This window comes from Rhodococcus chondri (genome assembly GCF_036327435.1).
Taxonomy (GTDB): Bacteria; Actinomycetota; Actinomycetes; order Mycobacteriales; family Mycobacteriaceae; genus Rhodococcus; species Rhodococcus chondri.
In genome coordinates, this window is the sequence record NZ_JAUZMZ010000137.1 from 1 (window position 1) to 12,360 (window position 12,360).

Consider the following 12,360-nt stretch of genomic DNA (forward strand, 5'->3'; position numbering starts at 1 on the left):
AGCACATCGAGTCCACTACCGAACGGGTCGCCGTCGACCAGGAGGACGCCGGCCGGATGCCGGGCGGCCGCAGCCTTGGCGAGTGCCGCGGCGAAGGTCGAGGCACCGGCGCCCCCACACCCACCGACCACCGAGATCACTGTGCCGCCATTGGTCTCCGGTTCGGCAGCGGCACCGAGGACGGCGAGGAGTTCGACCTCGTCCTCGGGCAGTCCGAAGACGTGCTCGGCGCCAACGGTTGCCGCGGCCTGCCATTCGCGCAGATCGGGGGTGCCGGAGCACACGAGTACGACCCCGGTTCGGCGTGGCAGGGCGGTCGCGCACGTACGTGCCGACCGGTGATCGACCACTACGAGACCGGCGGCGCACCAGGTGCGGCGCGGGGGCGGTGACGCCGCTTCGTCGAGTTTCCGGTCGGAGGCGGCGGCTACGCGGCGCAGGCTCGCCACCAGGTTCGGATCGGCGATCAACGCGAGGACGTCGTTCATGTCGGTCAGCGTGCGCGGCGGAACCGGCCGGCAAATGACCGATCGGCCCTTTTTCGGCGAATCTGTGGATGAAGGAGGCGCCTGTGGACAACTCGTGGGCAAGACCGTGCGGCCTCGGCAGCGACCGGCCGGAAACGTCACCCGAACAAGTGACGACCCTAGCCAGGGGGGAGGAGGCGAGGGTCGTCGGAGTTCAGCCCCGGGGGGTCGGGCTGAACACAACCCGGACGTATCCAGGGTCTTTGCGATAGTACACCGTTCACATGGTTTGTTTCCAACTTCAAGTAGTGGTATGTCACCAGTGTCGGAAGACCTGCCCTCGGTCGGGAGCGACAGTCCTATTGTGGTGCTGTGACAGACGCGCCCGCGAATCCCGCCGAATCCGGCCGGATCGCTGCCTTCTTCGACCTGGACAAGACGGTCATCGCAAAATCCAGCATCCTCGCGTTCACGCGCCCGTTTTTCGAGGAGGGATTGCTGAGCCGTCGGGCGGTGCTGAAAAGCAGTTACGCGCAGCTGGTGTTCATGCTGTCGGCGGCGGACCACAAACGCGTCGAGCGGATGCGGGAACACATCGCCGCGATGTGTGAAGGCTGGAACGCGGAACAGATCCGGACGATCGTCGCCGAGGCCCTGCACGAGATCGTCGATCCGCTGGTGTTCGCCGAGGCCGCAGACCTGATCGCCGATCACAAAGCACGTGGTCACGACGTGGTGGTCATCTCCGCATCGGGTGACGAGGTCGTGGCCCCCATCGCAGCGGCACTCGGTGCCTCTCACAGCACGGGTAGCCGCATGCGCATAGAGAACGGTCTCTACGCGGGCGAACTCGAGTTCTACTGTTTCGGCGACGCGAAAGCGACCGCGATCCACGAGCTCGCCGAGCGCTACCATTACGACCTGGCTCGCAGCTACGCCTACTCCGACTCGTCCACCGACCTGCCGATGCTGCTGACGGTGGGCAATCCGCGCGTGGTGAACCCCGACCGCCCGCTGCGACGGGTGGCTACCGAAAAAGGCTGGCCGATCTTGATTTTCGCCCATCCCGTCCGGCTGTGGACGCGGTTGCGGCCTTCCTCGGCCGGCCTGCTGACGGTCGCGGGAGCGGTCTCCGCCGGGGCGGTGATCCTGGGTGCCACGGCTTACGCCGCACGGCGCGCGGGGCGGTGAGCAGCAACCGATTTCACTGCCGGAGCACTTTCGGAAGACCACCCCCCAGGGGGCTTGCCGACCGGGATTGCACAGGGTACAAATGAGTTACGGAGACCTGGAAGGCCAAGAGCGAACCAGAAGAGAAGATTCGATCTCCCGACCGAGGTTTCCCAGCACGGACGCCGCGCACCCACGCGAAGCCGATGCCACTATAAGGGCATAAGCGTTGTGGGCCTGCGAGTTCGAGGTTTTCAAAGGCAAGTACCCCGCACCCGTTGCGAGGACGAACCGATGATACCCCGATCATCGCCGAGGCCGTTGACACACAACCCATTTCAGCACGCTTGGTAACTCGGTCCCCCGTGCTAGCGGGTGGTCACGCCGATACAGTCGGCGGACCACCCGCTTTGCATGTGTGGACCGTCGCGTGGAATCTATCCAGCGAAGGCATCGGCGATGGACGTCGCCTCACGAGCGCCCGCCTCGAGCGCGCCGCAGCAGAAGATCACCCAGCCGCCGACTCCCTCTTCGGTGCCCCGCGCGAATCCCGCGATCCCGTCTCGGTACATCTGCGCCCGGCGCATCCACGTGACCTCCGGCACGCCGAGGTTGTGGCTGTCCAACCCCGTCGCCACGCACACGAGGCGCGAGGCGGCACGCGCCACGACACCGTCCCCGACGCCGAACGGACGCAACGCCGACAGTTCACCGTGCACCACCGCGGCAAGCACCGGGGCCGGTACCGCAGTTCCACCCGTCACCAGTTGCGCCAGCGCGTCGAGGCGTTCCCCAACACCGGCCGCAGTCCGCGGCCGGCCGAGATCCTCGGGAACCGCGACCAGATCGGCCGCTGCGAGCAGATGCAGTCGCGCCAACGCCTGCAGCGGCGCGCGCCGCCAGGTCGAAACCAAGATGCCGAGCGCATCGCCGTCGAGCGCCAGCGCAACACGGAGGGCGCCTGCGAGGACGGGATCTCCCGTCTCGCCGGGAGGCGGGCGGTCCGTCGAACCGCCGTCGATCGCCGCCGAGGCACGGGCGGCACGGACCGATGCCTCGGCCGCGGTATTCGGCCAGCCGCGGCGGTTGGTGCGATGCCTGTGTACTTCGGCCAACGCGTCGCGCGCACGGTCCGCGGCGTCGCGCACGCCGGGCAGTTCGAGCAGGGGCTGGAGCGGGTCCGTCACGGCTTACGACGGTACCGTCGCGCGACATCGTCCCGGCCGGTGGGCCACTCGTCGCGACAGTCGACCATCCGTCGCGCAGGAACGACCGATGAGCGCAAGTGACCAGCATGAACCCGGGCGCCCCGATGCGATCTCCATCACAGGTGACTACGCTCGATACCGCCCGAATTGTTTCTCACTACCCGGAAAGAGGCCTGGCACATGACGAGCGCAGCCCAGGACCACGAACAGCAGGTGTTCCCGCCGAGCGCGGAATTCGCCGCCACCGCCAACGCAGGTCCCGAGCTGCAGGCCGCCGCAGACGCCGACCGCCTGGCGTTTTGGGACACCCAGGCGCAGCGCCTCGATTGGGCCACCCCCTGGAGCGAGGTTCTGGACTGGTCCGACGCTCCGGTCGCGAAGTGGTTCGTCGGCGGCACCCTGAACGTGGCGTACAACTGTGTGGACCGGCATGTTCTCGCCGGCAACGGCGATCGGGTCGCCATCCACTTCGAGGGCGAGCCCGGCGACACCCGTTCGCTGACGTACAACGATCTGCTCGCCGAGGTCTCCCGGGCGGCGAACACCTTCACCGACCTCGGTCTCGTCCCCGGCGACCGCGTTGCGATCTACATGCCGATGATCCCCGAAGCGATCGTCTCGATGCTCGCGTGCGCCCGGCTCGGCCTGACGCATTCGGTCGTGTTCGCCGGCTTCTCCTCGGCCGCTCTGCGATCGCGCGTCGACGACGCCGAGGCGAAACTGGTGATCACGGTCGACGGACAGTGGCGCCGCGGCCAGGCAGCCCCGCTCAAGCCCGCCGCCGACGAGGCCGTCCACGGCGCCGCTTCGGTCGAGCATGTGCTCGTCGTCAAGCGCGCCGGGATCGACGTCGACTGGACCGAAGGCCGGGACCTGTGGTGGCACGAGACGGTCGAGAAGGCTTCTCCCGAGCACACGCCGCAGGCCTTCGACGCGGAGCATCCGCTGTACATCCTGTACACGTCGGGCACCACAGGTAAGCCGAAGGGCATCATTCACACCTCCGGCGGTTACCTCACGCAGGCGTCGTACACCCATCACTACGTCTTCGACCACAAACCCGGCGAAGACGTGTACTGGTGCACCGCCGACATCGGCTGGGTCACCGGGCACACCTACATCGTGTACGGCCCGCTCTCGAACGGCGCCACCCAGGTTGTCTACGAAGGCACACCGAACGCCCCCACCGAACATCGCCACTTCGAGATCATCGAGAAGTACGGGGTGAGCATCTACTACACCGCTCCCACATTGATCCGCACGTTCATGAAGTGGGGACGCGAAATCCCCGATGCTCACGATCTGTCGTCCATCCGCCTGCTCGGCTCGGTCGGCGAGCCCATCAACCCGGAGGCGTGGCGCTGGTACCGCGAGGTCATCGGGGCGGGGTCCGCGCCGATTGTCGACACGTGGTGGCAGACCGAAACCGGCGCGATCATGATTTCCCCGTTGCCGGGCATCACCGCCACCAAGCCCGGTGCGGCGATGGCTCCGCTGCCCGGCATCTCCGCCAAGATCGTCGACGACGAGGCCAACAGTCTCGGCAAGGGCGGTAACGGGTACCTCGTGCTCGACGAGCCGTGGCCGGCGATGCTGCGCGGGATCTGGGGAGATCCCCAGCGTTACCGCGAGACCTACTGGTCACGGTACGAGGATCAGGGCTGGTACTTCGCGGGCGACGGTGCCCGCTACGACGAGGACGGCGCGCTGTGGGTGCTGGGCCGCGTCGACGACGTCATGAACATCTCGGGGCACCGCATCTCCACCTCCGAGGTCGAGTCCGCGCTCGTCAGCCATCCGAAGGTGGCCGAGGCTGCGGTGGTCGGTGCGGCCGACGAGACCACCGGCCAGGGCATCGTCGCGTTCGTCATCCTCCGCGAGGGCGCCGAGAACACCGGCGACGCTCTGGTCAAGGAGCTGCGTGATCACGTAGCCGTCGAGATCTCGCCCATCGCGAAACCGCGACAGCTGATGGTCGTGCCGGAGCTCCCAAAGACGCGTTCGGGCAAGATCATGCGGCGCTTGCTGCGCGACGTCGCCGAGGGCCGCGAGCTGGGCGACACCTCGACGCTCGTCGATCCGAAGGTGTTCGACGCCATCCGCGGTAAATAGTCCGGCCCACGACGCACGAGCGAGTTCCCTTCCGACTGCCCGGAAGGGAACTCGCTCGTTTCGTGTCACGTCGTTGATCGCCCCGGTGCGGGGTCGGCGCTAGTGTTACGGCGTGGGTGAGCCCACCGCAAACCGAACGAACCAACCAAAGGGGTCGACCAGTGAGCGTTACGAACGGGAAACGGCCGGGCGACGGCGTGCCGACGAGCATCTCGGGCATTCCGCTGACCGAGGTACCTGCCCCCACACCGCGCGACGCCAGTGTCGGTGATCTTGTCCGTGACGCCACCGCCCAGGTATCGACGCTGTTCCGCGCCGAGGTCGAACTCGCGAAGGCCGAGGTCACCGGCGAGGTCAAGAAGGGCCTGCAGGGCAGCCTGTTCTTCATCCTGGCGCTCGCTGTGCTGACGTTCAGTTCGTTCTTCTTCTTCTTCTTCCTCGCCGAACTCCTCGACCTGTGGGTTTCCCGCTGGCTGGCCTTCCTCATCGTGTTCCTGCTGATGGTCGTGGTGACTGCGGTTCTTGCGCTCATCGGTTATCTGCGGGTGCGCAAGTTGCGAGCGCCCAACAAGACCATCGACTCCCTCAAGCAGGCCAGGTCGGTTCTTCCCGGTAGCAGCGAAGCCGACGCATCCGCCCCCCGGCACGCGCGCTGACGCCCCACCGGCCGACGACAGTGACCGCACCCGATCCGTCCACGGTCCGTTATCCCGGCCCCTGGACTCACCGCGACATCCACGCGAACGGCATCCGCCTGCACGCCGTGGAGGCGGGGCCCACCCACAGGGGCGCACCGCTCGTCGTGTTCGTGCACGGGTTCGCCGACCTCTGGTGGTCCTGGCGACACCAGCTGACCGCCTTCGCCGACGCCGGATACCACGCGGTCGCCGTGGATCTGCGCGGTTACGGTGATTCCGACAAACCCCCCCGCGGCTACGACGGGTGGACGCTGTCGAACGATATCGCCGGTCTGATCCGCGCACTCGGTTACACCGAGGCCACCCTCGTCGGGCACGCCGACGGAGGTCTCGTCTGCTGGGCCACCGCCGTGCTGCACCCCGGTCTGGTACGTGCGATCGCGGTTGTGGACTCGCCTCACCCGATCTCCCTACGGGACGCGGCGATCCGCGACCGGGCCCAGCGCAGAGCGCTGCTCCCGACGTTCCTGACGTACCAGCTACCGTGGCGTCCCGAACGTCGGCTCGTTCGCGACGGCGGCCGAGAGATTGCCCGACTCGTGCGGATGCGCTCCGGTCCCGAATGGTCGCGGACGGCGGAGTTCGGCGAGGTCGTCGACCGCCTGCGTGCGGCGATCTGCATACCCGGAGCTGCCCACTGCGCCCTCGAGTACCAGCGCTGGGCGTTCCGCAGTCAATGGCGACCCGACGGACGGCGCTTCATGAAAGCCATGGACGCCACCCTGACCCTGCCCGTGCTGCAGCTACACGGTTCGCTGGACCCGTACGTGATGGCCTCGACACTGCGCCGCTGCGTCCGGCACGCACCCGGACGGATCATGAAGTTCGTCGACGGTGCCGGGCACTACGCTCACCAGGAATATGCCGACGAGGTGTCGGCCGAGCTGCTCGCCTTCGCCCGCGGTCTCTGAAGCCGGCGTTCAGACGATGCAGGCCCCGGTCTCGACTTCCCCGGACGCTGCACTCGCCATCGCGAGCTGACGACTCACCTCGGCGGCGGTGAGCGCGAAGCCGGTATCCATATCGTCGACCGCCGCGCCGAACACCATGCCCAGAATGAGTCCGTCCGGATCGACCAGAGGCCCACCGGAATTTCCCTGCTGGATGAGGCCTCGAACCGTGTACACCTCACGTTCGACCGTGCCGCTGCGATAGATGTCGGGACCCTGCAGATCGAGGGTTTCGCGGATACGCGCCGCACTCGCCGTGTACGGGCCGCCGCCGGGATACCCGAGCACGATCGCGTCGTCGCCGGTATCCGCCGGGTCGGGCGCGAAGGCGAGTGGCTCGGCGGTCAGGCCGGGAACCGCGAGGATCGCCACGTCCACCACAGGGTCGAACAGCACCACTTCCGCGTCGAGCGGACCGCCCGCGGTTTCCACCGTCACCGCGGCCGTACCCGCCACCACGTGCGCATTCGTCATGACCCGTTCGGGCGCCACGACGAACCCCGAGCCCTCCAGTGCCTTCTGACAGCTCGGGGCGATCCCGTTGATGCGCAGCACGCTCGGTCTGAGACGTTCGGGAACGGTGCCGACGAGCAGCTGCCCGTCGGGCATCTCGACCTCGGCGATCGGTGTGCGGCCGAACGGTCCGATCACCTCCGGAAGCCCCGAAGTGTCGAGCAGCGCGGAAAACTCCTTGGGGATCGCCCGCATCCATTCCGGTGCCACATCGTCGACGGAGCCCAGAATCTGCGACCCCCGCACCGACGCGGAGACCGTCGGCTGTGATGCCGCCGTCAGTGGGATCGCGAGCAGCCACGCGGCCACCAGCACAGCCACCGCCTGCAGACCGGCACCGACAACACTGTCCACGGCGCGCGCGCCCGGACTGTGGATGCCGCTGCGCGCGGCGCGGCCGAGGACCATGCCGGCGACCTCACCGATCACGACGAGCACCACGATCAGACCGATACCGGCAAGGATCCGAAGTCGCCCCTCGTCGATGTGGACCAGGAGGTGCGGGGCGATGAGGATGCCCGCGACCGCGCCCAGGAGCACACCGAGGAACGCCAGCGCGGAGGCGACCGCGCCCTGCCGCAGCCCGGAGGACACAGCAATGAGCACCACGATCACGAGGACGAGGTCGATCCATCCGGATCCGGTCACGGTTCGACCACCCCTGATTCCACTTCGGCGAGTACGACGTCCAGATCGCGGACGTCGTGATGATCCCAGGCGATCTCCCAGCCCGACACCGCGAACAGACCGGCGAGTACCCCGGCAGTGAAGCCCCACACCAGCATGTCGTCGATCTGGAATGCAGGGCCGCGGTAACCCATAGTGTGCCTGACCTGGAACCGATTGTCGGGGTCGAGCAGATCGCGCAGCGGCACCCGCACCACGCGGGTCGCCTCCCCGGGGTCGACTACTCCGACGGGACTGGGCCGCTCCCAGTAGGCGACCACCGGAGTGACATCGAATCCCGACGGCGGGATGAACAGCTCCGGCAACACCGAGAGCGGTCGCACACCGCTCGGGTCGAGTCCCGTCTCTTCCTGTGCTTCACGCAATGCGGTGGCGATCGGCCCGTCGTCCTCGGGGTCGGCGCCGCCTCCGGGGAAGGCCACCTGCCCGCTGTGCTCCCGTAACGTCGCGGCGCGCTGGGTGAGCAGGACATCGGCGTCGGGAGGCAGACCTCCGTGGGCCACCGGGTCCGCTTCGGCGGCGCCCCCGAACAGCACCAGAACCGAGGCCTGCCGGATGGCGGTGCCCGCGGGTGGGCGACGGTGCAGGATCGAGTTGAGACTGTGCGGATCGGTCGGCTCGATCGTGGCGACGCGTCGCAGCCAATACGGGGTCATACCGCCACTCCCAGGTGTGTCTCCACCGCAGCGGCCACCTCGTCGGCGCTGCGGAACGGCTGGGGCAGGACCTTCGCGACGGAACCGTCGGGGCGCATCAGCACCGTCACCGGCAGTACCGGTGGAGCGCCGACCGCGGCCTGTACGCGGCCGGACCCGTCCTGCACGCCCGGAAGTCGCACCGAATAGTCGGTGAGGCGACCCAGAGCGTTCGATTCGTTGGGATCGGCGTGGACGGTGAGCACCGTGACCGCGTCACCGGCCCGGCGCGCATAGTCGTCGAGCACCGGCAGTTCTTCTGCGCACGGTCCGCACCACCACGCCCAGAGGTTGAGGACGGCGGGACGTCCCGCAAGAACGGCGGCCAGGTCGACGGCGCTGCCGTCGGACACGCACTCGAGCGTCAACCCGGTCAGCGGTCCGGCCGGTGACGCACCCGTCGGCGCCGGGCACGACCGGAGAGCCGCGGCGGTGCGCAGCGGCGCGAGTGCTTGCGCGTCGTCCTGGGAGCGACGATCGGCAGGGGCGGGCGCCGCGACCGCGGTACCCGTATCCGGCGTCTCGGTGGCCTCCCGGTCGCGGGGCCAGATCGCGACGAGCAGGGCGAGCACCACGACCAGGGCTGCCAGGCTCCACCGGCCTGCGCTGTTGGGACTCATGCGCTCACCGTCCGGCCAGCCCGAGCAGGTGCTCGGTCTCCGGTCCCTTCACCAGCGCCGCGGCGGTCGGCGGATCGGTCGGGCCGATCCCGTAGGACGGGCAGTCCTTCGCGAGCACACACACACCGCATGCCGGTTTACGCGCGTGGCACACCCGTCGCCCGTGGAAGATCACCCGGTGCGACAGCAGCGTCCACTCCTTGCGTTCGATGAGGGCCCCCACGGCATGCTCGATCTTCACCGGGTCGGTTTCCTCGGTCCACTTCCACCGATTCACCAGCCGGGAGAAGTGGGTGTCGACAGTGATTCCGGGCACATCGAACGCGTTCCCGAGAATCACATTGGCCGTCTTGCGGCCGATTCCCGGAAGCGTCACGAGATCCTTCATGCGGCGTGGCACCTCACCGTCGAAACGCTCGAGGAGAGCCTGCCCGAGGCCGATCAGAGAATTGGCCTTGTTGCGGTAGAAGCCGGTGGATCGGATGAACTCCTCGAGTTCGGTGCGGTCGGCTTCGGCGTACGCACGCGCATCCGGGTAGCGGGCGAACAAGGCGGGTGTTACCTGGTTGACCCGCACGTCCGTGCACTGCGCGGACAGGATCGTCGCGACCGCCAGCTCGAGGGCGGTGGTGAAATTCAGCTCGCAGTACACGTGTGGGAAGGCCTCGGCGAGGCGCCGGTTCATCCGACGTGCCCGGCGCACCAATGCGAGCCGCGACTCCGGTCCGGCGGCCCTGCCCGACACGCGGCGGCGAAGCACATCGGAGCTCTCGGAGGGGGTCGCTTGCACCTGGACCACTGTACGTAAGGCGTCCGACGCCGATCCCCGGCTGTGTCTCTTCTGAGACCTTTCCCGTGTTTACTTCCCCGTATGCAAGCCCTTGCTGTCGTGCTCTTCCCGGTACTGCTCATGCTTTTTGCACTGGCCATGGAGCGCGTCGAGACCCGCCTGAGCCGTCTGTCGGTCCGCGAGCAGGAGGTCGCGGAGTTCCTCGACAAGGCGAGCCACGACGATGTCGCAACCCTAGCGCGCGAGGGGTTCCCCCACGCCATGGCCCGTTTCCATCGTCGACGCCGACGCGGCGACAGCGATGACAACGGCGAGGCATCCAGACACTCCGGGGGGCACGCGTTGGGTGCGCGCCAGGCAAGCTGAGACGTACCGACCGGTAGCATCGGCGGGCGGGCCGAGACGATCCTCGACGGTCTTCCGTGGTGTCGGTCACTCGCGCACGTCGTGAGCACAGTAGACTTTGCACGCGTACGGCTAGCGAGTGACCTGTCCGGATACCGGTGGGCGTGCAGACCCGGCAGTTGATGACGAATTTTCTTCCCAAAAGGAGCGCACGTGGACGACGTCCTGGCCAGAGCAGGCATCTTCCAAGGAGTCGAGCCCTCGGCGGTTGCGGCGCTGATCAAAGAGCTTCAGCCCGTCGATTTTCCGCGCGGCCATGTCATCTTCAACGAGGGTGAGCCCGGCGACCGGCTGTACATCATCGCCTCCGGCAAGGTGAAGATCGGTCGACGTTCGCCGGACGGCCGCGAGAACCTTCTCACCATCATGGGCCCGTCCGACATGTTCGGCGAACTCTCCATCTTCGACCCGGGTCCCCGTACGTCCACCGCGACGACGGTGACCGAGGTCCGGGCCGTGAGCATGGACCGCGAAGACCTCAAGGCGTGGATCGACCAGCGCCCCGAGATCGCCGAGCAGCTGCTCCGGGTGCTCGCGCGTCGGCTGCGTCGCACCAACAACAGCCTCGCCGACCTGATCTTCACCGACGTGCCCGGTCGCGTCGCGAAGGCGCTGCTGCAGCTCGCACAGCGGTTCGGCACCCAGGAAGCGGGTGCGCTCCGCGTCACCCACGACCTGACGCAGGAAGAAATCGCACAGCTCGTCGGTGCCTCACGCGAGACCGTGAACAAGGCGCTCGCCGATTTCGCGCACCGTGGCTGGCTTCGCCTCGAAGGCAAGAGCGTGCTGATCTCCGATTCCGAGCGCCTGGCGCGCCGCGCCCGCTGACGGCAACATTCGACGGCCGAGGCCGGGACACTCTCAGGTGTCCCGGCCTCGGTCCGTTCCGAACGGTATCCGCTCAGGAAAAGCTGCGGAGATACTCGAGCTGCACGTTCACCGATTTCTCGGCCGCGCCCCACAGCGACCGGTCCACGTCGGCGTACACATGCTCGACGACCCGTCGCGCGGTCGCATCGCCTCCAAGAGTCCGGAGCGCGGCACGAACCTGCTCGAGTCGATCCTCCCGATGCGCGAGGTATCCGCGCGCAATGGTTTCGAGATCCGGCAGCTCGGGACCGTGGCCCGGCAGCACCGTGTATCCCCGGCCGAAGCGAATCAGCGTCCGCAGCGACTGCAGGTAATCGCCCAGGTCGCCGTCGGTGTCGTCGAGGACGGTGGTACCGCGACCCAGAATGGTGTCGGCCGTGAGGACACTGTTGTCGTTCTCGACCAGGAACGACAACGAATCGGCGGTGTGGCCCGGTGTCGCGACGACACGGATGCGCAGGCCTGCGGCTTCGATGACGTCACCGTCCCGAAGGTCCGATCCCCCGCCGTGCCGGTACTGCGGGGTCACCGCATGCACCGGGCACTCCGCCAGTTCCGAGAACCGGCCGGCGCCTTCGGTGTGGTCGAAATGCCGGTGGCTGATGAGCGTCACCGCGACAGGCACCTGCGCGACACGTGCGAGATGCCCTTCGTCCAGCGGGCCCGGATCGACCACGACGCACTCGTCGCTCCCGGGCGCCCGCAGGATCCACGTATTGGTTCCTTCGAGCGACATCACCGACGGGTTGTCGGCGAGCATGACCGCCGCGTTCGGGGTGACCTGCCGTAGCTGCGCATAGGCGGGGTGGACCAGCGCCATGTTTCCTCTTTCGTGACCGATGTCGTGATCCACCCCACTCTACGATCAGCGCGCTCCTCGTACTCGGCCGACCGACGCGGTCAGCGCACCTCGACGATCAGTTCGACCTCGACCGGGGCGCCGAGCGGCAGTTCCGACACGCCCACCGCCGAGCGGGCATGGTTGCCGGCGTCACCGAAGATCTCACCGAACAGCTCGGATGCACCGTTGACGACTCCGGGTTGCCCGGTGAAACCGTCCGAGGAGGCGACGAATCCGACCACCTTGACGATGCGGACCATGTTGTCGATGCCGACGAGGCGAAAAACGCAGCGCGGATCGCTGCGTTCAACGCGCTCGCCGCGATCGATGCGCT

14 protein-coding genes are annotated in these 12,360 nt (G+C 67.6%); 6 read left to right on the forward strand and 8 right to left on the reverse strand.

Features of this window, described 5'->3' with window-relative positions:
- Positions 1-488, reverse strand: a 488-nt coding sequence (gene ssd / locus Q8814_RS19745) for a septum site-determining protein Ssd (protein WP_330153695.1), incomplete at its 3' end; no start/stop codon positions are given.
- 351 nt (positions 489-839) lie between these two features.
- Here ssd and Q8814_RS19750 point away from each other — a divergent pair.
- Positions 840-1,658 carry an HAD-IB family hydrolase gene (locus Q8814_RS19750; protein WP_330153696.1) on the forward strand — a complete coding sequence of 273 codons (819 nt, stop codon included), beginning with the start codon at positions 840-842 and terminating at the stop codon, positions 1,656-1,658.
- A gap of 416 nt (positions 1,659-2,074) precedes the next feature.
- On the opposite strand, the gene Q8814_RS19755 is transcribed toward Q8814_RS19750, so the two are convergent.
- A complete protein-coding gene (locus Q8814_RS19755) occupies positions 2,075-2,824 on the reverse strand; it encodes a Fic family protein (protein WP_330153697.1) in 750 nt (249 codons plus the stop codon).
- 201 nt (positions 2,825-3,025) lie between these two features.
- Between Q8814_RS19755 and acs the strand changes: the two genes are divergently transcribed.
- The 3 genes from acs (at position 3,026) to Q8814_RS19770 (ending at position 6,566) form a co-directional block, all read left to right on the forward strand.
- The gene (acs, locus tag Q8814_RS19760; RefSeq protein ID WP_330153698.1) at positions 3,026-4,957 is read left to right on the forward strand and encodes an acetate--CoA ligase; all 1,932 of its coding nucleotides are present in this window, start codon (positions 3,026-3,028) and stop codon (positions 4,955-4,957) included.
- 161 nt (positions 4,958-5,118) lie between these two features.
- Positions 5,119-5,613, forward strand: coding sequence for a phage holin family protein (locus tag Q8814_RS19765; protein ID WP_330153699.1), 495 nt, complete (start codon positions 5,119-5,121; stop codon positions 5,611-5,613).
- A 20-nt stretch (positions 5,614-5,633) separates the two neighbouring features.
- Positions 5,634-6,566 carry an alpha/beta fold hydrolase gene (locus Q8814_RS19770; protein WP_330153700.1) on the forward strand — a complete coding sequence of 311 codons (933 nt, stop codon included), beginning with the start codon at positions 5,634-5,636 and terminating at the stop codon, positions 6,564-6,566.
- A gap of 9 nt (positions 6,567-6,575) precedes the next feature.
- On the opposite strand, the gene Q8814_RS19775 is transcribed toward Q8814_RS19770, so the two are convergent.
- From Q8814_RS19775 to nth, 4 genes are read right to left on the reverse strand one after another with little or no spacing between them, the layout of a single operon-like run.
- Positions 6,576-7,766 carry a MarP family serine protease gene (locus tag Q8814_RS19775; RefSeq protein ID WP_330153701.1) on the reverse strand — a complete coding sequence of 397 codons (1,191 nt, stop codon included), beginning with the start codon at positions 7,764-7,766 and terminating at the stop codon, positions 6,576-6,578.
- Positions 7,763-8,461, reverse strand: a complete 699-nt coding sequence (locus Q8814_RS19780) for an NUDIX hydrolase (RefSeq protein ID WP_330153702.1) — start codon at positions 8,459-8,461, stop codon at positions 7,763-7,765. The genes Q8814_RS19775 and Q8814_RS19780 overlap by 4 nt, the downstream gene beginning before the upstream one ends.
- Positions 8,458-9,120: a TlpA family protein disulfide reductase gene (locus Q8814_RS19785; protein WP_330153703.1), complete on the reverse strand. Its 663-nt coding sequence runs from the start codon at positions 9,118-9,120 to the stop codon at positions 8,458-8,460. Before Q8814_RS19785 ends, Q8814_RS19780 begins: the two co-directional genes overlap by 4 nt.
- A 4-nt stretch (positions 9,121-9,124) precedes the next feature.
- Entirely contained in the window at positions 9,125-9,910 is a 786-nt protein-coding gene (gene nth / locus Q8814_RS19790) for an endonuclease III (protein ID WP_330153704.1), read from the reverse strand.
- An 81-nt stretch (positions 9,911-9,991) separates the two neighbouring features.
- Between nth and Q8814_RS19795 the strand changes: the two genes are divergently transcribed.
- Positions 9,992-10,276: a hypothetical protein gene (locus Q8814_RS19795; RefSeq protein WP_330153705.1), complete on the forward strand. Its 285-nt coding sequence runs from the start codon at positions 9,992-9,994 to the stop codon at positions 10,274-10,276.
- A 192-nt stretch (positions 10,277-10,468) separates the two neighbouring features.
- Positions 10,469-11,143 (forward strand): Crp/Fnr family transcriptional regulator, encoded by a 675-nt coding sequence (locus Q8814_RS19800; RefSeq protein WP_330153706.1) that lies wholly within the window; start codon positions 10,469-10,471, stop codon positions 11,141-11,143.
- A gap of 73 nt (positions 11,144-11,216) precedes the next feature.
- Here the strand turns inward: Q8814_RS19800 and Q8814_RS19805 are convergent, their stop codons facing one another.
- Both Q8814_RS19805 and Q8814_RS19810 read right to left on the reverse strand, forming a co-directional pair.
- Complete coding sequence (locus Q8814_RS19805) at positions 11,217-12,005, reverse strand: MBL fold metallo-hydrolase (RefSeq protein WP_330153707.1); 789 nt, start codon at positions 12,003-12,005, stop codon at positions 11,217-11,219.
- 80 nt (positions 12,006-12,085) lie between these two features.
- The coding region (locus tag Q8814_RS19810; RefSeq protein ID WP_330153708.1) for a RidA family protein at positions 12,086-12,360 on the reverse strand (275 nt) is incomplete at its 5' end.